Here is a 26,267-nt window from a genome sequence, read left to right as displayed (position 1 = left end):
TCCTTCGTCCGCTATCGCGATTAGCGGAGTTACTATGACCTCTGCTGACTTCTGATAGTTCAGCTATATATCACTATATAGGTTATTGCTTTAGAAGTTCATCTTTATTAGCAATATATCTATCAGACCTCCCCAGGTAAGAACAACAACCTTCATCTCATATATCTGCTACATTTACTCCTAAGGTTTCGGGTAGTGTTGGACTTTATCTTGTTGTGCAGACTCGTCCGACCTTAGTAAGCCTCGTATGTAGTTCGTGTTCCTCAGACCGAGACTTTGCCTCCGACTTCCTTCAGATTCCACTTCACAATGGACACCATTGTCATTGGCTAGTGGTTCCCACTACCAAGCCCACAACGGACTTTCACCGTCAAGTTGTTGCCCATGCTGGGCACACACAAAAAAGACTTTTTTCTCTACAAGAAAAAAGCCTTATACTTACATCATAACTCTCATTTTGTAGAGCTTTAGCACTATAGAGCGTAGATCTTAATTGATCAGCTACATTAGAAATCACCTTGGCGATGATTACTGCTAACCCATTGGAATCTCTAGATTTTTCTGGGCAGTAGCATTTGTCTCTATAGGAACCTCACCTAACAATCTATATTTTATTAAATTAATTCCTTATTCATAATATTCCTATACTATCTATATTGTCAATTTTTTTATTTCTCCATACTAACCAATTTATAGTAAGTTATTTTACCGTTCTATATTTTTGATTCTAATAAATTTTTAAATACCTTATTATGCTCTATATCCTTACTTAAACTTTGTATAACTTTTATAATAATTTTTTCATCTAGTAGCATTTTAGAATTTAATGAAAGCCCTATTGTATAAGCTTTTATTATTCTATAACTATTTATTAATACATCCACACTTAATGTTAAGTCTTCTCCTTTATTAAATGGAATCAAATCCTTAAATATTTGATTAACTAAATAATTTTCAAATATAAATGAATACTTTTCTAATTTTTTTGAAAGTTCACTGCTATATTTATTTATATCATATCCTTCAATTGCATTTGTATATTCTAAAATACACTCTTTTAATCTTATCCCTTTTATATTTTCTATTAACCTTTCATCTATAAGACTTAAATAAAATTCATTACTTTCATTATAAGCTTTACCTTTTAAAAGCTCTAAGTCTATAGTATTTTCACTAAAATCTTCTAAAATATTTTCTATAGACTCAAAGTCTAGCATTTTATAATTCTTTTCTATTTCTCTATAAAAATACTTTAATATATTTAATCTTTCTTCAATAGAAAAACTTCTATTTTGTATTATATTTATTGAATTTACTCTTATTTCCCAAAAATATTGAAGTAAGCTATCTGTTCCTTCAAAAGCTTCTGTATCAATAATTCTTCTTATTTCAATTGCCGATTCATCTATATCCTCTTCTATTTCAATAAATTCCATTTTTTCTTTATTTAAAAAAGCTTTAATACAAATTTCTTCACAAGATGGTAAACCTGATTTTTCATATATACCATCTATAATATTATATACTCTTGGAAACCTTTTGCATGTTATACAAAGATTTTCCTCACCAATTCTTCCATGTATGTCACAAAGCATATCATCATTTAAAAAGGGACATTTATTCTGTTCTTTAAGAATCATAAATCCTTTATTTAAAAAATCTTCATTTTCTTTATTTTCTCTAAATTTACCTTGCACTAACTCTTTAAGCTCACCTTTGCTATTAACATATTTTTCAAAGGTATTTTCATCTATATTTATATCCCATCCTGCACAACATGTATCTACACACTCTGAGCCTATACATTTAAAATCTGCCATATATTTTGGTATAAACATATTTACTTTCATATTTTTCTCCAATCATTATATTAAGTTTTATATAGATTATTTCTTTTCTATAATACATCAAAACCTCATGTTATGTAACTAAATTATTTACTAAGTAAATAATTTACGTATATTTCCCATGCCTCTGATTAATAATAAATTTATATAATTGGAGGTTTGATAACATGATTAATCTAAATAATAGTAAAACTAAAGAAAATTTAATGCGTGCCTTCGCAGGTGAAAGTCAAGCTAGAAATAGATATACTTTTGCTGCCTCTGTAGCAAAAAATGAAAAATATGCTATTTTAGAACAACTCTTTACATATACAGCTAATCAAGAAAAGGCTCATGCTTGGGAATTTATGAAAAGATTAAAAGAGTTTACAGGCCAAGAAATAGATATTACAGCATCTTATCCAGCTGAAGTTGAAACTTCAACATTAGTTCTTTTGAAATCTGCTGCAAAACATGAATCTGCAGAAGGAAATGAAATTTATACTGAATTTAGTAAAATAGCAAAAGAAGAAGGCTTTGATGCAATTGCTACTCTTTTCGAAGAAATTGCTTCAGTTGAAAGAGTTCATAGTGAAAGATTTAATAAATATGCTCAAGAACTTGAAAACGGAACACTTTTTAAGAGAAATGAATCAATTAAATGGATGTGTACTAATTGTGGCTTTATTTACGAAGGTACTGAAGCACCTCAAGCTTGCCCTGTTTGCGCTCATCCTCAAGGCTATTTTATTCCTTTCGAAAATTCTAATTTTGAATAATAAAAAGCTCCTATTTTTAGCAACGGGTTCCGTTTTAAGGTGCAAAGTGATGTAATCACATATAAAATCACACCTAAAATCGCAACCCTAATCACAAAGTTAAAATAGCAAAAAGTGGAATTAAAATATTCTTAACTCCACTTTTATTTAATTCGTAATATATTAATACAATTCTTCATCACTTATTTAATATTATATTAACATATTTTACTAAAATATTCTATAAAGCCTTTTTTATTAAAGATGTTATTTGTAAAATCACATATCAATTCACAAAGATAATAGATTTATTATTTTTTAAAAATACCTGTGATTTTATATGTGATTATGTATGTGATTTTTAATATATATTAGTATTTAAAATAATGGTATTCCTAGTATTTAAGCCATAAAATAAGAGAAACCAACTATGTGATTTTATGTGTGAATCATAGTGTGATTTCTCTTGAGATTTCAACCTTTTTAGCAACTTTTGCACCTAGAAACGGAACCCGTTGTATTTTTAGGAGCCTTTTTTATTCTTTACTATTAAAAAGGTAAGCTAACGCATTTCCTTTAGCTTACCTTCTATATTTCTATAAATTTTCTATTTCTCTCATTAACTCTTCAATCAAATCTTCTTCTTTAACTTTTTTTATAATTTCACCTTTTTTAAATATTAATCCTTCACCGTTACCACCAGCAATACCAATATCTGCTTCTCTTGCTTCGCCAGGACCATTTACTACACATCCCATAACAGCAACCTTAATATTTTTATTACAGTTTTCAAGCCTTTTTTCAACTTCTTCTGCAATCTTTATAAGGTTAATTTGAGTTCTTCCACAAGTAGGACAAGATACAAATGTCATTCCTTGCTTTCTTAAACCTAAGGCAATTAACATTTCCTTTGCCACCTTAATTTCTTCTATAGGATCACTAGTTAATGATACTCTTATAGTATCTCCAATTCCTTCAGCAAGTAAAGTTCCTATTCCCAATGTAGATTTAATAGTTCCTCTAAATACAGTCCCTGATTCAGTAACCCCTAAGTGAAGAGGATAATTACACTCTTTACTCATTAATCTATACGCTTCTATCATCATAGGAACATCAGAAGATTTAATTGATATAACTATATCATTAAAATTTAATTTTTCCAGTATTTTAACATGTCTTAATGCTGATTCAACAAGACCTTTAGCTGTTGGCTTACCATCTCTTTCTAAAATATCTTTTTCTAAAGACCCTGAATTTACACCTATTCTTATTGGAATATTTTTTTCCTTACAAGCTTCTGTAACAGCTTTTACTCTTTCAACACTTCCAATGTTACCTGGATTTATTCTAATAGCACTAATTCCATTTTCTACACACTTTAGTGCTAATCTATAATCAAAATGAATATCTGCTACTACAGGTATTGGTGAACCTGCACAAATATCTTTTATAGCTTCTGCAGCTTTCATATCTGGAACTGCACATCTTATTATTTCACAACCAGCTATATGAAGTGCTCTAATTTGAGCTAATGTCTTTTCTACATCCCTTGTATCTGTATTAGTCATTGACTGAATTGAAACTGGCGAATCTCCACCAACATATACAGATCCAACTTTAACTTTTATTGTTTTTTTTCTTTCCATTTTTAATCTCTCCTATAATTTAATAGGGAATAGTATATCTTTTAATGTTACTAAAATCATAAATCCTATTAAAATCATAAATCCTACATAATTTGCAGCTCCAACTATTTTATCTGGAACCTTTCTTCTTGTTATAAGTTCTATTAATAATATAACTGTCCATCCTCCATCTAGGGCTGGGAATGGTAATAAGTTAAATACAGCTAAATTTATACTAATAAAAGCTAAGAAGTATGCTAATGTTGCTATACCACTTTTAGCTGCTTGCCCTGACATTTTTATTATAGTAACAGGCCCACCAACATCTGTTTTAAAGTTAACATTTCCTGTAACCATAAGTTTTAAACTCTTATATGTTTGCCCTACTAATGAAATAGTTTCATTAAAAGTATGTTTTATCGCCTGAGCAATACTTGGATTTTCAACTACTGTATTATAGTATCCTATTTGATATGCTGTAGTACCATTAACTTCTACAACATTAGGAGTAATTGTAAGCTCCTTCTCTATTCCATTTCTATCTACAAGTAATTCGATTTCCTTACCTTTTGCAAGTTGAATACCTATAGAAACATCACTTGCTGTAAATACTTTAGATCCATCTATTTTTATAATTCTATCTCCTATTTCAAGCCCTGCTTCTTGAGCTGGCGAACTTTCTAAAAAATTACTTACTACTGGTTCACTAAAACCTATATTAGTAAAATAGATACTAAATACAACTATGGCAAAAATAATATTCATTGTTGCACCAGCTAAAATCACTGATATTCTTCTTAAAGGTGATTTACTTGAGAAACTTCTCTCATCATCACTAACTTCTTCTTCCCCTAGCATTTTAACATATCCGCCTATTGGAAACAATCTTAATGAATATTGAGTTTCTTTACCTTGCTTTGAAAATATTTCTGGTCCCATACCAATGGAGAATTCTTCTACTTTAATACCATTTACCTTAGCCATAATAAAGTGCCCAAGTTCATGGACTATTATTAATAAACTAAAGCCTAAAATTGCCATTATAATATACATTAATTATTCACTCCTAACTCCCATTTACTTCTTATATACTCTCTTACACTCTTATCTAAATTTATAATATTTTCTAACGTTAACTCATTACTATATTGCTTTTCAAATACTTTCATACATTCTTCAATGATTTCAGCTATTTGTAGGAATTTTATTTTTTCCTCTAATAACAATGCAACTGCTTCTTCATTTGCACCATTTAATACCGTTGGAGCTAATCCTCCAATTTTTCCTGCTTTATATGCAAGCTTTAAACATTTAAATGTATCCATATCTGGTTTTTCAAATGTTAATTGTGATATTTCATAAAAATTAATAGGTTGTGCTATCATACCTTTTCTTTCTGGATAATTTAAAGCATATTGAATTGGTAATCTCATATCTGGTGAACCTAATTGTGCAATCACACTAGCATCCTTATATTCTACCATTGAATGAATTATACTTTGAGGATGAACAACTACTTCTATATTATCATAGCTAGTATCAAATAAAAAATGTGCCTCTATTACTTCTAATCCTTTATTCATTAATGTAGCTGAATCTATAGAAATTTTTTGTCCCATATTCCACTTTGGATGCTTTAATGCCTCTTTTACAGTTACTTCTTTCAAGTCATCTATATTTTTCCCTCTAAAAGGACCACCTGATGCAGTTAATATTATTTTATTTATATCTTTATTTTTATATCCACTTAAACTTTGAAAAATTGCACTATGCTCTGAATCAACTGGTAATATTTTAACTCCCATCTCTTTTGCTTTATTCATTACTAATTCACCAGCAACCACTAAAGTTTCCTTATTTGCTAAAGCAATATCCTTTTTAGCTTCTATTGCAGCCATTGTTGGTTTTAATCCAATCATTCCAACTACCGAAGTAACTACTGTATCTATTTCATCTAAAGTGGCAATTTTGATTAATCCATCTATTCCACTAAAAACTTCTATATTTTTATTTTTTTCTATACAATAATTTTTTATAACTTCTGAGCAAGATTCATCCATCATTCCAACATACTTAGGATTAAATTCTTCTATTATTTCTTTCATTTTATCAACTGATGAATTAGCAGTAATACCAAAAAGCTTAATTTCACCATTTGATTGTCTTATTACATCTAATGTCTGAGTACCTATGGAACCTGTTGCCCCTAAAATTGATATGTTTTTCATTTATACCTCCTAAATGTTCTCTTCATAAATTATATCTTTTGCTAATAAACAATATATAGGCCCTACTAATATACCTATTATTCCAAAACTTTCAGCACCTATATACATAGATAATAGTACTACTAACGGGTGTATATCTAATTTATAACTTAAATACTTTAGCTCTAAAATTTCTCTAACTATTTGAAGTAACAAATAAAGTGCTATTAATCCTATTACTAGTAGATACTTCTTTATTATTATATTGTATATTATAATTGGAATAAATACAATTATAGTTCCTACATATGGCAGTATATCTAAAATTCCGCAAACAACACCTAAAAATATAGCATTAGGTATTCTTAAAATTAAAAATCCAATTATTGTTATTATCATACATATAAAAACTAAAATTACTTCAATTTTTAATACTTCTCGTAAATTATCTCTTTTTTTTCTTATTGTATAAATAACATTATAAGGTAATATTCTATTTAACACTCTAAAAAATAATTTTCTATCTACAATAAAAAAATAAACTGTGATATTAGCTACTATATATGATAATATTCCCTGTCCTGTAACCACTAATCCATTTTTAAATGTATTTGATGTAAAGACTTGTTTATTATTTTGCAATATTTCTTCAATATCAATACCCATAGTATTTTTTATATTTTGAATTAACTCTCTAATTTCACCTAAATAGTTTGTATAAATTTTCTCTATTAAATTAAATATTGAATTTCCAAAATAAAAAATAAAGCAAAACATCATAACATTTATTATTAATATGGTTAATGCCCCTGAAATTTTTTCATTAATATTTATCCTTCTTAATGCATCGTCTATAGGTTTACAAAGCATCGACAAAATGATAATGGTTAAAAATGGTTTGAAATAATTTTTTATTAAGTAAGTTAAAATAATAAATAATCCAAGTAATAAAACCAATGATAGTAACTTTTCATATTGATAATTTTTCTTATAACTATTATAAAATCTCATATTAAATAAATCCTATTCTATATATTTAATAAAAAGCTAGTTATTATTAAAAGAAACTCTAACTTCTTATCATAATATATATACTATAACTTTACTTTAGTTATACATAAATATTAGCTTTATATGTTTAACCAAAAAGCACGAAATTAAGAATATCTTAATTTCGTGCTTTCCTAAATTAATATAAATATAAACTATTTATTAATTTTAAATACCTACTATAAATGTTAAATAATAAAATACTACTACTGCATTAAATAAAATAGAATCAAATCTATCTAATATTCCACCATGCCCTGGTATTAAATTACTATAATCTTTTAAATCTACATATCTTTTTATTGATGATGCAACTAAATCTCCAAATTGACCCATTATTCCACAAAGAGCTCCAATTAAGAAGAAATGAACTATAGCAACTTCTGGTACATATGGACTTACTATTATACCAAATATTCCACATCCTAAAGTAGCACCTAAAAGTCCTCCAATAGAACCTTCTATGGTCTTCTTTGGACTAACCTTTGGACATAGCTTATGTTTCCCAAAAAATCTTCCAAAGTAATATGCTACAGTATCACTAAGCCATGATCCAATGAAAATTAACCATACTAAATATTGTCCATTAACCTTATTGTTAACTAATGGTATAAAACTAAATAATATTACTACATAAGTAAAACCTAAGATAGTTACTGCAACATCCATAAATGAATACTTCAAATCTATAATTGGAATTATTAAAGATAATACTACGGCTAAAACTAAAATATACATCATCTTTTCAAAATCATTATTAATAATATAATAAATTGCTAATAATATATAACTTATTATAGGAATACTTTTTATATTTTTAGTTTTTAATGCATTGTAAAACTCATATAAACCACATACTGATAATGCAATTGTAAATAACTTTAATGGTAATCCACCTAAAAATACAAAAATTAATAATGGAGCCAATACTACAGCTCCTATATATCTGCTATTTATTTTCAAACTTTTCACCTCCAAAAATTTTAAACTCCACCAAATCTTCTGTTTCTATTTTGATATTCATAAATTGCTCTTTGTAAATCTTCTTCTTTAAAATCTGGCCAATTTACATTAGAATACCAAAACTCTGAATAAGCACATTGCCATAATAAGAAATTACTAATTCTCTGTTCTCCAGAAGGTCTTATTATTAAATCTGGATCTGGCGAATCTTTTGTATATAAATAGTTTGAAAATAAATCTTGATTAATATCCTCTTTTTTTATTTTTCCATCTTCAACATCATTTATTATACCTTTTACAGCTCTTACTATTTCATCTCTACCACCATAATTAAAAGCAACATTTAAAACTAATCCTTTATTATCTTTTGTTAATTCTATAGCGTCATCTATTTCTTTTCTACATTCTTCTTGTAAAGCAGAAATATCACCTAAAACCCTAAGTACAACTCTATTCTCGTGAAGTCCTACTACTTCTTGTCTTAAATATTGAACTAAAAGCTTCATTAAAGCATTTACCTCATCCTTGGGTCTTTTCCAATTCTCAGTTGAAAAAGCATATAATGTTATGTATTTTATACCTAATCTATCTGCTTCTTTTACTACTCTTCTAATAGTCTCAACTCCAGCTTTATGACCCATGGTTCTTGGCAAGTTTCTATTTTTCGCCCATCTGCCATTACCATCCATTATTATAGCTACGTGCTTTGGAATATTATCTTTATCTAGTTCAAAATTTATATTTTCATCATCTTTATTAGCTTTAAAAAAACTAAACATTACTCTTGCCTCCAACTTTTTATAACAAACTAATACTATTAATATTAACAATTGTAATTAAAGCTTATAAATGCTTTTCTCTATGATTAAGAAAAAAACCTGCTATATAGCAGGTTTTAAATTGACATAATCTCTTTTTCCTTAGCTACTACTAATGTATCTATTTCTTTAACGTATTGATCAGTCTTCTTTTGAACACTTTCTTCACCTTTTTTAACTTCATCTTCAGAAATATGTCCGTCTTTCTTTAATGATTTAATCTTTTCATTAGCATCTCTTCTTATAGATCTGATTGCAACTTTTGCATCTTCACCTATTTTCTTAACATTCTTAACAAGATTCTTTCTTGTTTCTTCAGTTAATTCTGGAATTAATAATCTTATAATACTTCCATCATTTGAAGGGTTTATTCCTAAATCTGATTTTAAAATAGCTTTTTCAATATCTTTTAAAAGAGATTTATCCCAAGGAGTAATTACTAACATTCTTGGTTCTGGTGCTGAAACATTTCCTACTTGAGAAATTGGGCATAATCCGCCATAAGCTTCAACTTGAATTCTATCAAGCATAGTTGGATTAGCTCTTCCAGCTTTTAATGTTGATAAATCTGATTTTAAAACAGAAATTGTTTTTTGCATTTTTGATTCCGCATTATTTATTAACTCTTTAATCATACAATCCTCCCTATTTTTTAGATACAATTGTACCTATCTTGTGACCTTCCATTACTTTCTTAATGTTTCCTTCTTCACTAATACCGAAAACTAGTATTGGAATATTATTATCCATACATAAAGTTGTAGCAGTAGTATCCATTACTTGTAATCCTTGTTCAATTACTTCCATATATGTTAGTTTATCATATTTTTTAGCATCTGCAAACTTATTTGGATCTTTATCATATACACCATCTACATTCTTAGCAAGAAGTATTACATCGGCTTCAATTTCAGCTGCTCTTAGTGCAGCTGCAGTATCAGTTGAGAAATAAGGGTTCCCTGAACCTGCTCCAAAAATTACAACTCTACCTTTTTCTAAATGTCTTACGGCTCTTCTTCTTATAAAAGGTTCTGCAATTTCTTTCATTTCTATTGCAGTTTGTACACGTGTATGTACACCAATTCCTTCTAAAGCATCTTGAAGTGCTAAAGCATTTATACAAGTTGCAAGCATTCCCATATGGTCAGCAGTAGTTCTATCCATACCTTCACCACTTCTACCTCTCCATATATTTCCTCCACCTACAACTAAACCAACTTCAACATCCATATCAACTAAAGTTTTTACTTCTCTTGCAATTCTTCCAACTACATCAAAATCAAAACCGTATCCGTTTGCACCTGATAAAGCTTCACCTGAGATTTTTAACATCACTCTCTTATATGCACAATTTGCCATAAAAAATTCCTCCTACAATAATATGTACTCTTTTCTTTAAAAAAAGAGAACACAAAAGTGTTCTCTTGGTAATTACATACCCATAGTCTTAGCAACTTCTGCAGCGAAGTCTTCTTCAACCTTTTCGATACCTTCTCCTCTTTCGAATCTAGCGTATCTAGTGATAGTTATTGGAGAACCAACTTCTTTAGATTTTTCTTCTAAGAATTTAGCTATTGATTTATCTCCATCCTTAACCCATGCTTGATCTAAAAGACAAACTTCTTTGTAGTACTTTTGAATTCTTCCCATAACCATTTTTTCAACGATATTTTCTGGTTTTCCTTCATTTAATGCTTGAACTCTGTAGATTTCTTTTTCTTTTTCTAAAGCTTCGTTATCAACTTGTTCTTTGCTTAAGAATAAAGGATTTGCAGCAGCAACTTGCATACAAACTTCTCTAGCAACTTCTTCTAATACATCGCTTTCAACGTTACAAGCAACTTCTACCATAACTCCGATTCTTCCACCACCGTGAATGTAGCTAGCTATAGCTCCGTTTTCAATGTTGAATTTAACGAATCTTCTTACTGTCATATTTTCACCTAATTTAGCGATTAAAGCTGTTAAAGCTTCAGTAACAGTAGCTTCTCCATCCATTTTTTCAGCAACTAATTCTTCAACAGTTGTAGCTGAAGTGTTAGCAGCTAATTCTGCAACTTTAGTTGCAAATGTAACGAATTCTTCGTTAGCAGCAACGAAATCTGTTTCACAGTTAACTTCTACCATAGCAGCAGTTTTCTTGTCTGCAGAAACGAAAGTCTTAACTATACCTTCAGCAGCAACTCTACCAGCTTTTTTAGCAGCAGCAGCTAATCCCTTTTCTCTTAAAAATTCAACAGCTTTTTCTATATTTCCTTCAGTTTCAACTAAAGCTTTTTTGCAGTCCATCATTCCTGCACCAGTCATTTCTCTTAATTCTTTAACTGATTTAGCAGTTATCATCCTTAATTCCTCCTTAACATTAAATGTAAACCTTATTTTAGGGTAAAAGGTAAATGAAGTTACCCTCACCTACCTCTTAAAATAATTACTCAGCTAATTGTTCGCCTTGTCTTCCTTCGATTATACCATCAGCTAATTTAGCAGTTATTAATTTAACAGCTCTGATTGCATCATCGTTTCCTGGGATTACGTAATCAACTTCTTCTGGGTCACAGTTAGTATCAACGATAGCTACTACTGGGATTCCTAAGATCTTAGCTTCTGATATAGCATTCTTTTCTTTTCTTGGGTCAACTACAAACATAGCTCCAATGTTGTTAACGTCTAAGTTAGTTATACCACCTAGGTTAGTTTGTAATTTTTCCATTTCAGCTTTTAATTTGATTACTTCTTTCTTAGGTAAAACATCAAATGTACCATCTTGTTCCATTTGTTGTAAATCTTCTAATCTCTTGATTCTAGTTTTGATAGTTTTGAAGTTAGTTAACATACCACCTAACCATCTGTTGTTAACGAAGTGCATGTTTGATCTTATAGCTTCTTCTTGGATAGCTTCTTGAGCTTGTTTCTTAGTTCCAACGAAAAGAATGTCTTTTCCTTCTGTTGATACTTCTCTGATGAAGTTATAAGCTTCTTCTACCTTCTTAACTGTCTTTTGAAGATCTATTATATATATTCCATTTCTTTCTGTGAATATATATGGAGCCATCTTAGGGTTCCATCTTCTAGTTTGGTGTCCAAAGTGAACGCCTGCTTCTAATAATTGTTTCATTGATATTACTGACATTTTGTTACCTCCTGGTTTTTCCTCCACAATCTTCATTCTTATAAAGTTTCCTACTGAAAGGCACCATCTTTATAAATTAGACTGTGTGCGTATTTTGTTACCTAGGTTAGTATATCATAAGCTTTCTATCCTAGCAATATTTTTTTTATTAATCTTTTAAATTAATATTCTTTTTATATTCTTTCCATAGTTAGATAAAATAATAACTCTATTTCCTTAAAATTTAATATTAATTTATTGTTACTTCTATACTATGTATCATTTATTTTTTATATTTTTATTTATAAACACATAAATATAAAAGAGTTGCTACATTAATATAGTATATAATAATTTAAAACTAAATCTTTAATTATTATATTTTATATATTAGTTAGCAACTCTTATATTCTACTATCTAATTTTCTTTAACTCATCTACTAATTTTTCATTTAATATTTTTATATGAGTTCCCTTCATTCCTAGAGATCTAGATTCAATTACTCCAGCACTTTCAAATTTTCTTAATGCATTTACAATAACACTTCTTGTTATTCCAACTTTATCTGCTATCTTAGATGCAACCAATAGACCTTCATTTCCATTTAGTTCATTAAAAATATGTTCTACAGCTTCAAGCTCTGAATAAGATAAAGTTCCTATAGCTAATTGAACTACAGCTTTCTTTCTTGCTTCTTCTTCTAGTTGATCTTGTTTAGCTCTTAACATTTCCATTCCTACAATAGTAGTACTATGTTCAGCTAAAACTAAATCATTTTCAGTAAACTCTTCTCCAAATCTAGCAAGTAATAGTGTCCCCATTCTTTCTCTATTTCCTATAATAGGAACTATAGTAGAAATTTTATCTGCAACTGTACAAGCACCTTCACCTTTAAATACGCAATTACCATTGCTTTTAGTATTTGCTACAGTTTCTGTTATTTTAAGAAGAAGGTCATTATATGAAGTTGGTAATCTTCCTTCATTAATCACGTAATTCCTCATAATATCGCATTCAAAATCCTCTAAAAAAGTATGTCCTAATACCTTTCCTTTTCTGCTAATTATATAAACATTACATGATAAAACTTCACTTAAAAGCTTACATAAATCATCAAATACTACTGGATCTTTTCCGCCCTTTTGTAAAATTTTATTTAACCTTCTAGTTTTATTTAATAACGATGACATTTAATCATCCCCCCATCATAGCTTTTCTCTTAAAATGTGAATATTTTAAATTTTCAAATTTTTTTGATACTATACTCTTTTAAGAATATCATATCAAAAAAACTTTTACAACATTTTTTACATCCATTCGACAAAAGTTTTAAAATGGGAATTAGATTTTTATTCTTTTTCTTTTTCGTTTTCATTTTCTAATGGTTTAATATTACCACATTCACTATTTGAACATAAAGCATATTTTCCTTTTGTTTTTGAGAATTTTATAGTCATATAACTACCACACTCTGAACAAGGCTCTTTAATTGGTTCATTCCAACTTACAAAATCACATTCTGGATAATTAGAACATCCAAAGAATTTTTTGCCTCTCTTACTTCTCTTTACAAGGACTTTTCCTCCACACTTAGGACAAGGTACATCTAATTCTTCAACTATTGGTTTTGCATTTTGACACTCTGGATATCCAGGGCATGCTAAGAATGTTCCATATCTACCTTTCTTAATAACCATCATTCTACCACATTTATCACATGGTACATCACTTACCTTATCTTCAATAACTACCTTTGATATTTCTTTTTCTGCTTTATCAATAGCAACTTTTAAAGGAGCAAAGAACTCTTCCACAACTTTAGTCCATACTTCATTTCCTTCTTCAATATCATCAAGTTTTCTTTCCATATCTGCAGTAAAATCAACATCAACTATTTGTTTAAAATAATCTGATAATATATTATTAACTATAAATCCAAGTTCTGTTGGAATTAGATTTTTCTTCTCTCTAACTACATACTCTCTGCTTAAAATTGTAGAAATAGTTGGAACATAAGTACTTGGTCTTCCTATTCCTTTTTCTTCTAATAATTTTACAAAAGATGCTTCCGTATATCTCGCTGGCGGTTGAGTAAAATGTTGTTTCCCTTCTATTGATGCTGCATCTAAAACTTCACCTTCTTCAAGTATTGGTAAAGCTACATCATTTTCATCATCTTCTGTAGTATAATCATATATTTTCATGAATCCATCAAAATCTATATTAGATCCTGATGCCTTGAAATTGTATTTTCCATTAACTATATCAATGCTATTTGTATTTAATACACATGATTCCATTTGACTTGCAATAAATCTTTTCCAAATTAAGCTATATAATTTATATTGCTCTGGAGTTAAGCTTTCCTTTGCCTTTTCTGGAGTAATATCTATATGTGATGGTCTTATAGCTTCGTGAGCATCTTGTATATTCTTTTTACCTTTATAAACTCTTAACTTTTCTGGAATATACTTATCGCCATAATTTTCCTTAATAAAATCAATTGCTTTTTCTTGAGCTTCTTCTGATATTCTTACTGAGTCAGTTCTCATGTAAGTAATTAGCCCTACTGTTCCATATCCCTTTACATCAACCCCTTCGTAAAGTGCTTGTGCTATAGACATGGTTCTTTTTGTTATAAAATTAAGCTTTCTTGAAGCTTCTTGTTGAAGGGTACTAGTTGTAAATGGAGGAAGCGGATTCTTAACCCTCTTTCCTTTTTTAACCTTATGCACCTTAAACTCATTACCTTTTAAGTTTTCAATTATCTTATTGGCCTCTTCTTCATTATTTATTTCAATTTTTTTATTTTCGTATTTAGTTAATTTTATTGGGAACTTTTTTCTTTCCTTTTTTAATATACAATCAACTGTCCAATACTCTTTTGCCTCAAAAGCTTTAATTTCTTCTTCTCTATCACAAATTAATTTCAATGCAGCAGATTGAACTCTACCTGCACTTAATCCCCATTTTACATTTTTCCATAATATAGGGCTTATTTCATATCCAACTAATCTATCTACTATTCTTCTTGCTTGTTGTGCATCTACTAAATTCAAATTAATTTTTCTTGCTTCTTTTATTGATGATTTAACTGCAGTTTTAGTTATTTCATTAAAAACTATTCTACATGCATCATCTTCTGAAATCTTTAAAATATTAGCTAGATGCCAAGATATGGCTTCTCCCTCTCTATCAGGGTCGGTTGCCAGATATATTTTATCAGCTTTCTTAGCTGCTTTTTTTAATTTACTTATAAGTTCACCTTTTCCTCTAATAGTTATATATTTCGGAGTAAAGTTATCTTCTATATCAACACCTAATTTACTTTTAGGCAGATCTCTTACATGTCCCATAGAAGCTTCAACTATATAATTTTTACCTAAATATTTCCCTATTGTCTTTGCTTTTGCAGGCGACTCAACTATAACAAGATTTTGTCCCATACCATCAACTCCTATATCCTCTCAGGAGTTTTCACCCCCTAAAAATTTAACTTATCTTCGCATAATAATTACCTGGAAGGCAAATAATTTCATTTTTGTTTTGCAGTTCAAATAATAACTCAAATAAAGCTATTCTGTCAACTTTTACACTTTCAATTATTTTATCTATATGAATAGGCTCTTTTTGTATTACATTTAATAATTGATTTTCAATACTATTTTTCCCTATATTATTTTCTTTGACTTTAGTTATATTAAAAAAAGAATATAAATCTTCTCTTTCTAAAAAAGGAAATGCACCATCTCTTATTAACAAATTACATCCCTTGCTTCCTTCATTAAAAATACTCCCTGGTACCGCCATTACATTTTTATTTTGCTCTAAAGCATAATTTACTGTTATTAATGAACCACTTTTATTAGAGGCTTCTATAACTATAACACCTTCACTTAATCCACTTATAATTCTATTTCTTCTTGGAAAGTTATAAGATAATGGCTTAGTTCCTGGTAAAAATTCTGATATTAATAATCCATCTTTAATTATATTAGTATATAAATCTCTATTTATTTTAGGATATATGATATCAATTCCACAACCTAAAATTCCAATGGTTTTCCCATTTAGCCTTAAAATTTCTCTATGTGCTATAGAATCTATACCATATGCAACACCACTAATAACTCCAAAATTAATTTTCTTTAATTCAGATACTATAACTTTAGTTACCTCTTTTCCATACATAGAGTTTTTTCTTGAACCTACTATTGCAGCCATATTAAAATTTAATAATTCAATATCTCCTTTATAAAACAATACATATGGAGGATTATTTATTTCCCTTAATTTAATTGGATATTTTTCATCAGAATATGTTACATATTTAATATCTTCTTTTAATAATTCTATTTTCAACTCTTCTTCTTTATCTAAAGAATATTCTTTTAATTTATTTAAATTATACTTTTTAAACTCTTCATTTCTTATTATATTATCAATATTATTATAAATATTTTCTTCATTATTATACTTATTTATCAAATCAATCTTACAAGCGTTAGTAATTTCATTAGTAATTAACCATATTTGATAGCTATTCATAAACTCCTCCTTTTATAATATATCTCCAAATACATTTTTTCTATATCCCATAGCTTCTATTATATGATAATCTTGTATAATTTCTTCTCCGTCTAAGTCCGCTATTGTTCTTGCAACCTTTATTATTTTTGTATACCCTCTTAATGTTATACTATATTTACTATAATAATTTTCTAATATTCTTTTACCATCACAACTTAATTTACATAATCTTAAAACATCTTTACCTACTATTTCAGAATTATACTTATATTTCGTTCCTTCTAATCTATAATTTTGCATTTCACGAGCTAAAATAACACGTTGTCGCATATTGTCAGAATCAACTTTATCTTTTTCCTTAGTAATCTCCTCATATTTTATTCTTGGCACAAAGTTAAGTAAATCAACTCTATCTAATAATGCCCTTGATATCCTATTTATATATCTTTTTCTCTCTAATTCACTACACTTGCAAAGTCCCTCATTTCCTTCTTCCAAATACATTCCACATGGACATGGATTGAAAGTTCCGACTAAAATAAAATTACTTGGCAGTATATAGCTTTCTTTTAATCTTGAAATACTTATTACTCCATCTTCTAATGGTTGCCTTAAAAGCTCTAGTACATCTTTTTTAAACTCCAAAATTTCGTCTAAAAACAACACCCCATTATGTGCCAAGGTTATCTCCCCTGGTTTTATATCTGTTCCTCCACCAATCAATGCAGTTTTGGTTATAGTATTATGTGGTGCTCTAAATGGTCTTGATAAATTATATCCATCTTCCCACATAGAAGATACACTATATATCTTTGCAACTTCTTGTTGTTCTTCAATAGTTAAAGGTGGCAAAATTGATGGTAAGGCTTTTGCCAACATACTCTTTCCTGATCCAGGAGAACCAAATAACATTATATTATGCTTGCCTGCTGCTACTATCTCCATAGCTCTTTTAGATGTGTACTGTCCTATTATATCTCCATAATCAATACAGTTAATCTTTTCCTTTATATTTCTTACTTTACCCTCATATGGTAATAAATCTTCATTTTCTATATATGAAATTACTTGATTTAAATTTTTAAAAGGAAAGAAATTTCCAAGCACAAAATTTCTCATTTCTTTTAAATTTTCAAGTGGAAATATAAAATTATTCTTTTTCTTACTTTCTCCTTCAAATATTATAGGTATTGCACCCTTTACACCCTTTAATTCACCATTTAAAGATAATTCTCCAAATATTATATATTTATCTAAAGGTTTTTCTTTAATTTGATTGGATGCCATTAATATACCTATAGCAATTGGTAAATCTAAAAGACTTCCTATCTTCTTAACATCTGCTGGTGCTAAATTTATTGTTATTCTCCCTAACGGAAATTCATATCCACTATTTACAATAGCAAGTCTTACTCTTTCTCTGGATTCTCTTATAGACACATCTGGCAATCCTACAATATTAAAACTTGGAATACCTTTTATTATATCCACTTCAACATTTATAAGAATTCCTTCTAATCCCCTATGTGTAACACTAATTATATTTAAAGCCATAAAATCTTTCCTTTCATTTTTATAGTTATTTCTTCATTATTGACATTGATTTATTTATTTAACCTATTTTTGAATAAAAAAAATTTTATAGTCTAACATTTAAATAAACTATGCAAATTCAACTAATTAAATCCCAAGTTTATAAATTTACATTAAGAGGTGGTTTTATGAAAAAGTATAATAAGGCTATTGGTGATTATGGCGAAAAAATTGCAGCAGAATATTTAAAAAGTAATGGATATAAAATTCTAGATATGAATTTTAGAAATAAAGTTGGTGAAATAGATATAATTTGTACTTTTAATAATATTTTAATTTTTTGCGAAATAAAAAGTAGGTATACTAACTCATATGGTAATCCAATAGAGTCAGTAACCTACTCAAAGCAAAAACAAATTATAAAACTTTCAAATCTTTATATACTTTCAAAAAAATACTTTAATTATAATATTAGATATGACGTCATTGAAATTAATTTAAATAATTCCAATGACTTCTTCAAATTAAATCATTTAAAAGATGCTTTTAGAACTTATTAATCTGATAAAATATTAGTTAAAAACGATAACCTATGTATTTCTGTAGGCCCAAACTTTTTAAGTCCTTCAATATGTTTACTTGTTCCATATCCAGCATTCTCTTCAAAAGCGAAACCTGAATACTTTAAGCTATATTCTTTCATTAAATTATCTCTATATACCTTGGCTACAATAGATGCAGCAGCTATACAAGCTGATTTAGTATCTCCTTTAATTACAGATTTATTATCTATTTGTATTCCCTTTACAGTATATCCGTCAGATAAAACTAAATCCGGCTTTATCTTTAAGTTCATACAAGCTTCTAAGAAAACCTCATTATTGCAAACTCCAATACCTTTTTCATCAATTTCCTTAGCACTACGTGAAGATATAAAATATGCTAATGCTTTTTCCTTAATTATCTCTGCTAATTCTTCTCTTTTCTTTTCATTTAACTTTTTAGAGTCATTAATATAAAGTATTAACTCATCATCTATAACATTTAAGTCTAAAACAACAGCACATGATACTATTGGTCCTGCAAGTGGCCCTCTCCCTACTTCATCTACTCCTGCAACAACTTTATAATCTCCAAAAGATTTATCGAAATCATACATACCTCTAACTCTATTAATTTCATCTTGTAACTTTTTAATATCTTTTTGAAGCTTAACACCTAAAGCATTTACATTTTTTCTACTATCTTTAGCTAATTTAGTAATTACTCTTTCAAGTTCTTCACTATGTAATAATTGCTTAATATCAATAACAGAAACCATTTCTTTTAATTCTTTATAATTCAATTTAGATATATCTTTATTTAATATTTCCATGCTAATTTACTCCTTTAATAACTTTAAAAGTTAGTTCGTAAATATTTACCTTTAATATATCTATATTATCTTTTTTCATTTTTCTTTTCTCTTCTTTTCTCTTTTCTTATTCTTCTTTTTCTATCTAATGCAGTTTCCTCTTTTTTTATAACCTTCTTTTCCTCAATAACATCATCTGGACGCTCTAAAGATATATTACCAATTTTTCCGCCTCTAAATTCATCTAAAAGCATTACTGCTATTCTATTATAATCAATTGCGCCACCAGAAACTAAACAACCTCTTTTTCTCGCTATTGCATCTAAAGTTTCTAATGGGTCTTCAAAAACTTCCTCTATCTTATATCTAGCCTTAAGTTCATTTGGATAATATTTTTGCAGTCTTTTAACTAGCATATATGCTAATTCTTCTATATCCATAATTTCATCTTTAATAGCTCCAGTAAAAGCTAAATTTAAAGCTGTTGTTTCATCTTCAAATTTTGGCCATAATACTCCTGGAGTATCTAACATTTCCATATCAAAAGCTGTTTTTATCCATTGCTTACTCTTAGTAACACCAGCTCTATCTCCTGTTTTAGCAATATTATTTTTTGCCATTTTATTTATAAATGTAGATTTACCACAGTTAGGTACTCCAACTACCATAACTCTCATCATAAATTTAACTAATCCCTTAGCCTTAGCTCTCTCATGCTTTTCTTTTAATAATTCTAAAAGTGCTGGCTTAATTTGTTGTAATCCTTGACCTCTTAAACAATTAACTTCAAGTACTTTTACATTTTCATTAGATAATTCCTTAATCCAAGCTTTTGTAACCTTACTTTCTGTTAAATCACTTTTATTTAAAAGAATTATTCTTGGCTTTCCGCTACATAATTTATCGATATCAGGATTTGCTGAACTTCTTGGAATTCTAGCATCTCTAATTTCTATTACAGCATCTACAAGTTTTAAATTTTCTTTTATTTCTCTTTGAGTTTTTTTCATATGACCTGGGAACCAATTTATTTGTGCCATAATGCTACCTCCTCTTATGAATCTATATATTTTATTGTTGACATTTTCTTTACATCCAAAACAATATTCCCTATTAACAAATTTAAGTTTTAATATATTAAATGAATAAATTTATTTTATAAATTCTAATTTTAGAATTTCATTTATATTATTGCAAGAAAAAAGGGACTTAATACTAAGTCCCTTCATATCTTATCAACTTAAATTATCTAGTTAATAATTCTTTAACTTTAGCAGCCTTACCTACTCTATCTCTTAAGTAGAATAACTTAGCTCTTCTAACTTTACCTCTTCTAGTAACTTCCATCTTTTCGATGATTGGTGAGTTAACTGGGAAAGTTCTTTCAACTCCAACACCGTAAGCTAATCTTCTTACTGTGAAAGTTTCTCTTAAACCACCGTTTTGTCTTTTAATAACAGTACCTTCGAACATTTGGATTCTTTCTCTGTTACCTTCTTTAACTTTAACGTGTAACTTAACATTATCCCCAACGTGGAATTCTGGTAAGTCATTTCTGATTTGTTCTGCTTCTATAGCTCTTAAAATTTCGTTCATTGTGTATTCCCTCCTAAATGATAATTGACGCTCTTAACAAATTTTTTTGACAGCGGAACGCCCGTACTAACACAAAAGTTATTGTAACATAAGTATTCTTATATTTCAAGCAATTATTTTTTACCATTCAACATTTTTTTATCTTCTTTTGTTAGCTCAACATATTTATATAAATCAGGTCTTCTTTCTCTAGTTATCTCAAGAGATTTTAACCTTCTCCATTTTCTTATATTCTCATGATGTCCTGACATTAATACTTCCGGAACACTTTCTCCTTCAAAAACTTCTGGTCTTGTATATTGTGGATATTCAAGTAGTCCTTCGGAAAATGATTCATCTTCATGACTTTCTGATTTATTTAAAACACCTGGTACTAATCTTAAAATAGAGTCTATGACTGGTATAGCTGCCATCTCTCCACCTGTTAATACAAAATCGCCCAAAGAAATCTCCATATCAACTTCTTTAAATGCCCTTTCATCAATTCCCTCATAATGTCCACAAAGAAAAATTAGGTTTTCTTCTTTTGAAAGTTCACTTGCTAATTTTTGATTAAAAGTTTTTCCTTTAGGCCCTAAAAATATAACTTTCCCATTATTATTTCTCTTACAAGCTCTTATAGAATCAACTACTGGTTGCGCTGACATAACCATACCAGCTCCACCACCATAAGGATAATCATCTACCTTCTTATGTTTATTTAAAGTATAATCTCTTATATTTATAGGCTCTATTTCTATTAATCCCTTATCTTGAGCCTTTCCTATTATACTATGATTGAAAATATCAAACATCTCTGGGAATAGAGTTAGAATATTAATCTTCATCCATCCATTCTCCTACTGGTCTAACTGTTATTTTTCTCTCATCTATATTAATATCAAGAACTATACTCTTTAATACAGGTATTAAAAGTTCTTTAGGCTTTCTTATCCAATATACATCATTATTTTTAGTTTGAATTACATCGTAAATTTTTCCTAACTCTTTACCTTCTGTATCAAAAACAGTACATTCTCTTAAATCTGCAAGGAAGTAGCAGTCTTCTTCTAATTCAACTGCATTTTCTCTTTCAACTTCCATAAATTTTTCTTTAAGTCTTTCAGCATCTTCTATTTTATCTATACCTTCTAACTTTACTATTATTCTATCCTTTTGATATTTACATCTTTCTATATTAACTTCTTTGCCATTAATTAATACATATTCTAAATCATCAAATCTTCTTGGATCATCAGTTAAAGGAATTACCTTTACTTCTCCTTTTAATCCATGAGTATTTACTATTTTTCCAACCTTTAAATTCTTACTCACCGTTTTCACCTCTTATGTTAACTTAATTTTTAATAACAATTATTATTTTATTTTTACATATTAGTTATACCAAACTTTTTAAAAAATATCAAAAATAAAAAAGAGTTAGGAAAATCCTAACTCTTTACATCGATAATTTCAACTACTACTTTTTGATCTTCGTTTAGTGCTGCGGCTTTTACTACGGTTCTAATAGCTTTCGCTACTCTACCTTGTTTACCGATTACCTTACCCATATCTTCAGGAGCAACCCTTAATTCAAGAATTAAGCCTTGCTCTCCTTGAATTTCATTTACATGAACTTCTTCAGGATTATCCACTAGGGACTTAGCAATTATTTCAACTAAATCTTTCATAAGAGTCTGCAAATACTATGTACTAATGTAATTTGCAGAGTTCACCTCCTAAAAATTACTTGTTAAGACCTACTGTGTTGAATAGTCTCTTAACTACGTCTGTAGGTTGAGCACCATTGTTTATCCATTTTGTAGCTTTTTCTTCATCGATTTTGATTTCTGCAGGTTCTGTTATTGGATTGTAGTACCCGATTTCTTCGATGAATCTACCATCTCTTGGGCTTCTTGAATCAGCAACAACAACTCTGTAGAAAGGAGCTTTCTTAGCACCCATTCTTCTTAATCTGATTTTTACTGCCATTAATTTCACCTCCTTTAAAGGGTTATTTATATATAAACTCTTAAAAAGGTAATTTACCAAATAAACCTTTCTTGGACTTTTTAGTAAGTGATTTCATTTGCTTCATTTGCTTTCTCATCACTTCATGTCCTTTTATGAGTTTGTTAACATCTTGTAGTGTTGTACCAGATCCTTTTGCTATTCTCTTCTTTCTTGAAGAAGAACCAACTATTAGTTTAGGATTTCTTCTTTCCTTTGGAGTCATAGAATAAATTATTGATCTTACTTTTGCAAGTTCTTTTTCACCAGCATCAAAATCAACATCTTTAAGTTCTTTAGGAATTCCTGGTATCATCTCCATAAGTTTACTTATAGACCCTAACTTTTTCATTTGATCCATTGCAGTTAAGTAGTCATCATAAGTAAAATCATTTTCCATCATCTTTTGTCCAAGCTCTTTAGCCTCTTTTTCATCAATAGCTTCTTGAGCTTTTTCAATTAATGAAAGTACATCACCCATTCCAAGAATTCTACTAGACATTCTATCTGGATGGAATACTTCAAAATCATTCATCTTTTCCCCAACACCAATAAATTTAACTGGCTTTTGAGTCATATGTCTGATTGATAAGGCAGCTCCACCTCTTGTATCTCCATCAAGTTTTGTTAATATAACTCCTGAGATATCAAGCGCTTCATTGAAGGTCTCTGCAACATTTACTGCATCTTGACCTGTCATAGAATCAACAACAAGTAATATTTCTGAAGGATTTACTTCAGCCTTTACATCTTTAAGTTCTGTCATTAATTCTTCATCTATATGAAGTCTACCAGCTGTATCTATAATTACAACATTATTTCCATTTTCCCTTGCATATTGTATACCTTCTTTAGCAATTTGTACAGGGTTAATTTTATCCCCCTTTTGGAAAACTGGAATGTCAATTTGCTTTCCTACTACCTCTAATTGTTTTATAGCTGCTGGTCTATAAATATCACAAGCAACTAAAAGAGGCTTTTTATTCTTATCTTTTCTTAATTGTAGTGCTAGTTTACCACACATTGTAGTTTTACCTGCTCCTTGAAGCCCAACTAACATAATAACAGTTGGCCCTACACTAGAGAAGTTAATTTTACTTTCACTACCTCCCATAAGATCAGTTAGCTCTTCATTTACAATCTTTATAACTTGTTGAGCTGGTGTTAAACTTTCTAACACTTCGCTACCAACACACTTCTCACTAACATTTTTTACAAAAGTTTTTACAACTTTGAAATTAACGTCAGCTTCTAATAATGCAAGCTTTACTTCTCTCATGGCTTCTTTAATATCTTTTTCGCCTAATTTGCCCTTACCTCTAAGTTTTTTAAATGTTTCTTGTAACTTATCAGCTAAACCTTCAAAAGCCATGTTAACCCTCCTACGCCTATAAACTTTCTAGCCTTTCCTTATAATTTATGTAATCTTCATCATTTAATGAATACTTAATTTTAAGGTCATCTAAAACACTTGCTATTTTGCTTTCTTTTTCTAAAGACTTTTCAAGTAAATTTAATTTACTCTCATAGGATAAAAATTGCTTATAACATCGTTTTATAAGGTCATGAATCGCTTGTCGACTCGTATTGTTTAATTCGGCAATCTCAGCTAAGGATAAATCATCGTTGTAATAAAGTTCCATAATGTTAATTTGTTTTTCCGTTAGTAATGCTCCATATAAATCCATTAATAACGAAATCTCAACTCTATCTTCCATATCCAATCACCTTACCCACATCTGAGATTTTAACAGAATAATATTAGGGTGTCAAGTATTTTTACTTAACACTTTTATTTTTTTATTTGACCTTAAGTATAACGCTTGTAAACAGTGTCTTTCCTATACTTTAAATAATTTAAAACTTTTCCTTTACTCTAGTATTTTAATTACAAAAATACTTTTTAGCAACATTTTTTTATTTTAATATAATCATCAAGCAATAAATTATAAATTTTAATTTATTGCTTGACTTATCTAAAATTTTACTAGAATAATGCTTCTACAAAACTTTCTGCATCAAACTCTTGTAAATCATCAATTCCTTCTCCTACCCCAATATACTTAACTGGTATATCAAGAGTATTTTTAATAGATATTACAACTCCACCTTTTGCAGTTCCATCTAATTTAGTTAATACTATTCCATCAATCGGACAAACCTCCATAAATTGCTTTGCTTGAATTATAGCATTTTGTCCTGTAGTACCATCTAATACAAGTAAAGTTTCTTTTTTAACTCCTTGCATTTCTCTATCTATTATTCTATTTATTTTTCCTAACTCATCCATTAAATTCTTTTTATTATGCAGTCTCCCTGCAGTATCACAAATAAGCAAATCAACATTTCTTGATTTCGATGCATTTATAGCATCAAAAACTACTGCTGCCGGATCTGAACCTTCTTCATGTTTAACTATATCAACTTTAGCTCTTTCACTCCAAACAACTAATTGATCTATAGCACCTGCTCTAAATGTATCTGCTGCTGCTAATAAAACTTTTTTACCTTTAGCTTTATTCATTGCTGCAAGCTTTCCTATACTAGTAGTTTTACCAACGCCATTAACTCCTATAACTAAAACTACTTCCTTATCATTTTCATAGTTTTCTTCTTCCTCTTCTTTTTCACCAGACTTCATCATTTCAGCTATAACTGATTTTAAAGCAGGTCTTACAAGTTCTACATCATTTATCTTTTCTTTTCTTATTTTATCTTTTAGCTTTTCTATGATTTCCATTGTAGTATCCATACCAATATCAGCCATTATAAGAATTTCTTCTAATTCTTCGTATAAATCTTCATCAATTGTTACAGCTAAATTTAAAGCCTCATTAATTTTGTCAGTTAATGCATTTCTTGTTTTAGTTAATCCATTTTTTAAGTTATTAAACAATTTCCCAAACAT

Annotated in this window: 27 protein-coding genes and 1 riboswitch; of the genes, 2 read left to right on the top strand and 25 right to left on the bottom strand. The window is 28.9% G+C overall.

Translation table 11 applies throughout. The features are described 5' to 3' along the window. Positions 1 to 447: 447 nt before the first annotated feature. Positions 448 to 611: riboswitch (M-box (ykoK) riboswitch) on the bottom strand. A gap of 102 nt (positions 612 to 713) precedes the next feature. Further along, entirely contained in the window at positions 714 to 1,850 is a 1,137-nt protein-coding gene (gene fliB, locus LPC13_RS01140; protein ID WP_005213307.1) for a flagellin lysine-N-methylase, read from the bottom strand. Positions 1,851 to 2,014: 164 nt separating this feature from the next. Here fliB and rbr point away from each other — a divergent pair, with 164 nt between their 5' ends. Continuing rightward, positions 2,015 to 2,605 carry a rubrerythrin gene (gene rbr, locus LPC13_RS01135; RefSeq protein ID WP_005213308.1) on the top strand — a complete coding sequence of 197 codons (591 nt, stop codon included), beginning with the start codon at positions 2,015 to 2,017 and terminating at the stop codon, positions 2,603 to 2,605. Positions 2,606 to 3,180: 575 nt separating this feature from the next. Here rbr and ispG read toward each other — a convergent pair. From ispG to LPC13_RS01065, 14 genes are all read right to left on the bottom strand, one after another. After that, a complete protein-coding gene (gene ispG / locus LPC13_RS01130) occupies positions 3,181 to 4,230 on the bottom strand; it encodes a flavodoxin-dependent (E)-4-hydroxy-3-methylbut-2-enyl-diphosphate synthase (protein ID WP_005213309.1) in 1,050 nt (349 codons plus the stop codon). A gap of 12 nt (positions 4,231 to 4,242) precedes the next feature. Continuing rightward, positions 4,243 to 5,262, bottom strand: coding sequence for a M50 family metallopeptidase (locus LPC13_RS01125; RefSeq protein WP_005213310.1), 1,020 nt, complete (start codon positions 5,260 to 5,262; stop codon positions 4,243 to 4,245). Then, positions 5,262 to 6,437 carry a 1-deoxy-D-xylulose-5-phosphate reductoisomerase gene (gene dxr, locus LPC13_RS01120; protein WP_005213312.1) on the bottom strand — a complete coding sequence of 392 codons (1,176 nt, stop codon included), beginning with the start codon at positions 6,435 to 6,437 and terminating at the stop codon, positions 5,262 to 5,264. Before dxr ends, LPC13_RS01125 begins: the two co-directional genes overlap by 1 nt. A gap of 9 nt (positions 6,438 to 6,446) precedes the next feature. After that, positions 6,447 to 7,427 (bottom strand): AI-2E family transporter, encoded by a 981-nt coding sequence (locus tag LPC13_RS01115; RefSeq protein ID WP_040419428.1) that lies wholly within the window; start codon positions 7,425 to 7,427, stop codon positions 6,447 to 6,449. A gap of 207 nt (positions 7,428 to 7,634) precedes the next feature. Further along, entirely contained in the window at positions 7,635 to 8,429 is a 795-nt protein-coding gene (locus tag LPC13_RS01110) for a phosphatidate cytidylyltransferase (protein WP_234088473.1), read from the bottom strand. A gap of 20 nt (positions 8,430 to 8,449) precedes the next feature. Continuing rightward, the gene (locus tag LPC13_RS01105) at positions 8,450 to 9,208 is read right to left on the bottom strand and encodes an isoprenyl transferase (RefSeq protein WP_005213317.1); all 759 of its coding nucleotides are present in this window, start codon (positions 9,206 to 9,208) and stop codon (positions 8,450 to 8,452) included. Positions 9,209 to 9,324: 116 nt separating this feature from the next. Continuing rightward, positions 9,325 to 9,882 (bottom strand): ribosome recycling factor, encoded by a 558-nt coding sequence (gene frr / locus LPC13_RS01100; protein WP_040419430.1) that lies wholly within the window; start codon positions 9,880 to 9,882, stop codon positions 9,325 to 9,327. A gap of 10 nt (positions 9,883 to 9,892) precedes the next feature. Next, complete coding sequence (gene pyrH / locus LPC13_RS01095; protein ID WP_005213320.1) at positions 9,893 to 10,606, bottom strand: UMP kinase; 714 nt, start codon at positions 10,604 to 10,606, stop codon at positions 9,893 to 9,895. Positions 10,607 to 10,678: 72 nt separating this feature from the next. After that, the gene (gene tsf / locus LPC13_RS01090; RefSeq protein ID WP_005213322.1) at positions 10,679 to 11,590 is read right to left on the bottom strand and encodes a translation elongation factor Ts; all 912 of its coding nucleotides are present in this window, start codon (positions 11,588 to 11,590) and stop codon (positions 10,679 to 10,681) included. A gap of 85 nt (positions 11,591 to 11,675) precedes the next feature. Then, positions 11,676 to 12,377 (bottom strand): 30S ribosomal protein S2, encoded by a 702-nt coding sequence (gene rpsB, locus LPC13_RS01085; protein WP_040419433.1) that lies wholly within the window; start codon positions 12,375 to 12,377, stop codon positions 11,676 to 11,678. Between the two features lie 393 nt (positions 12,378 to 12,770). Next, positions 12,771 to 13,547, bottom strand: coding sequence for a GTP-sensing pleiotropic transcriptional regulator CodY (gene codY / locus LPC13_RS01080; RefSeq protein ID WP_234088472.1), 777 nt, complete (start codon positions 13,545 to 13,547; stop codon positions 12,771 to 12,773). Positions 13,548 to 13,706: 159 nt separating this feature from the next. Further along, the gene (gene topA, locus LPC13_RS01075) at positions 13,707 to 15,803 is read right to left on the bottom strand and encodes a type I DNA topoisomerase (RefSeq protein WP_005213329.1); all 2,097 of its coding nucleotides are present in this window, start codon (positions 15,801 to 15,803) and stop codon (positions 13,707 to 13,709) included. Positions 15,804 to 15,849: 46 nt separating this feature from the next. Then, positions 15,850 to 16,905: a DNA-processing protein DprA gene (gene dprA, locus LPC13_RS01070; protein ID WP_195244484.1), complete on the bottom strand. Its 1,056-nt coding sequence runs from the start codon at positions 16,903 to 16,905 to the stop codon at positions 15,850 to 15,852. A 12-nt stretch (positions 16,906 to 16,917) separates the two neighbouring features. Next, positions 16,918 to 18,441, bottom strand: coding sequence for a YifB family Mg chelatase-like AAA ATPase (locus tag LPC13_RS01065; RefSeq protein ID WP_234088471.1), 1,524 nt, complete (start codon positions 18,439 to 18,441; stop codon positions 16,918 to 16,920). 167 nt (positions 18,442 to 18,608) lie between these two features. On the opposite strand from LPC13_RS01065, the gene LPC13_RS01060 reads away from it, so the two are divergent. After that, positions 18,609 to 18,980: a YraN family protein gene (locus LPC13_RS01060; protein WP_040419445.1), complete on the top strand. Its 372-nt coding sequence runs from the start codon at positions 18,609 to 18,611 to the stop codon at positions 18,978 to 18,980. Here LPC13_RS01060 and LPC13_RS01055 read toward each other — a convergent pair. The 10 genes from LPC13_RS01055 to ftsY all read right to left on the bottom strand — a co-directional run bounded on the left by LPC13_RS01055 (position 18,977) and on the right by ftsY (position 26,267). Next, complete coding sequence (locus LPC13_RS01055; RefSeq protein ID WP_005213439.1) at positions 18,977 to 19,795, bottom strand: ribonuclease HII; 819 nt, start codon at positions 19,793 to 19,795, stop codon at positions 18,977 to 18,979. The genes LPC13_RS01060 and LPC13_RS01055 overlap by 4 nt on opposite strands. A gap of 65 nt (positions 19,796 to 19,860) precedes the next feature. Then, complete coding sequence (gene ylqF, locus LPC13_RS01050) at positions 19,861 to 20,814, bottom strand: ribosome biogenesis GTPase YlqF (protein ID WP_005213440.1); 954 nt, start codon at positions 20,812 to 20,814, stop codon at positions 19,861 to 19,863. Between the two features lie 205 nt (positions 20,815 to 21,019). Beyond that, entirely contained in the window at positions 21,020 to 21,370 is a 351-nt protein-coding gene (rplS, locus tag LPC13_RS01045) for a 50S ribosomal protein L19 (RefSeq protein WP_005213443.1), read from the bottom strand. A gap of 113 nt (positions 21,371 to 21,483) precedes the next feature. After that, a complete protein-coding gene (gene trmD, locus LPC13_RS01040) occupies positions 21,484 to 22,197 on the bottom strand; it encodes a tRNA (guanosine(37)-N1)-methyltransferase TrmD (protein ID WP_005213445.1) in 714 nt (237 codons plus the stop codon). Then, positions 22,187 to 22,684, bottom strand: coding sequence for a ribosome maturation factor RimM (gene rimM / locus LPC13_RS01035; RefSeq protein ID WP_040419448.1), 498 nt, complete (start codon positions 22,682 to 22,684; stop codon positions 22,187 to 22,189). The genes trmD and rimM overlap by 11 nt, the downstream gene beginning before the upstream one ends. 116 nt (positions 22,685 to 22,800) lie before the next feature. Next, positions 22,801 to 23,040 carry a KH domain-containing protein gene (locus LPC13_RS01030; protein WP_005213455.1) on the bottom strand — a complete coding sequence of 80 codons (240 nt, stop codon included), beginning with the start codon at positions 23,038 to 23,040 and terminating at the stop codon, positions 22,801 to 22,803. Between the two features lie 55 nt (positions 23,041 to 23,095). Next, entirely contained in the window at positions 23,096 to 23,341 is a 246-nt protein-coding gene (gene rpsP / locus LPC13_RS01025; protein WP_042396852.1) for a 30S ribosomal protein S16, read from the bottom strand. Positions 23,342 to 23,381: 40 nt separating this feature from the next. Continuing rightward, positions 23,382 to 24,731: a signal recognition particle protein gene (gene ffh, locus LPC13_RS01020; RefSeq protein ID WP_005213458.1), complete on the bottom strand. Its 1,350-nt coding sequence runs from the start codon at positions 24,729 to 24,731 to the stop codon at positions 23,382 to 23,384. Between the two features lie 16 nt (positions 24,732 to 24,747). Further along, positions 24,748 to 25,077: a putative DNA-binding protein gene (locus tag LPC13_RS01015; protein WP_005213459.1), complete on the bottom strand. Its 330-nt coding sequence runs from the start codon at positions 25,075 to 25,077 to the stop codon at positions 24,748 to 24,750. A 269-nt stretch (positions 25,078 to 25,346) separates the two neighbouring features. Continuing rightward, complete coding sequence (ftsY, locus tag LPC13_RS01010; protein WP_005213460.1) at positions 25,347 to 26,267, bottom strand: signal recognition particle-docking protein FtsY; 921 nt, start codon at positions 26,265 to 26,267, stop codon at positions 25,347 to 25,349.

Source organism: Clostridium celatum (assembly GCF_021412605.1).
Classification (GTDB): domain Bacteria; phylum Bacillota; class Clostridia; order Clostridiales; family Clostridiaceae; genus Clostridium; species Clostridium celatum.
Note: the sequence above shows the minus strand (reverse complement) of the source record. Positions and strands in the feature narration are given on the sequence as shown.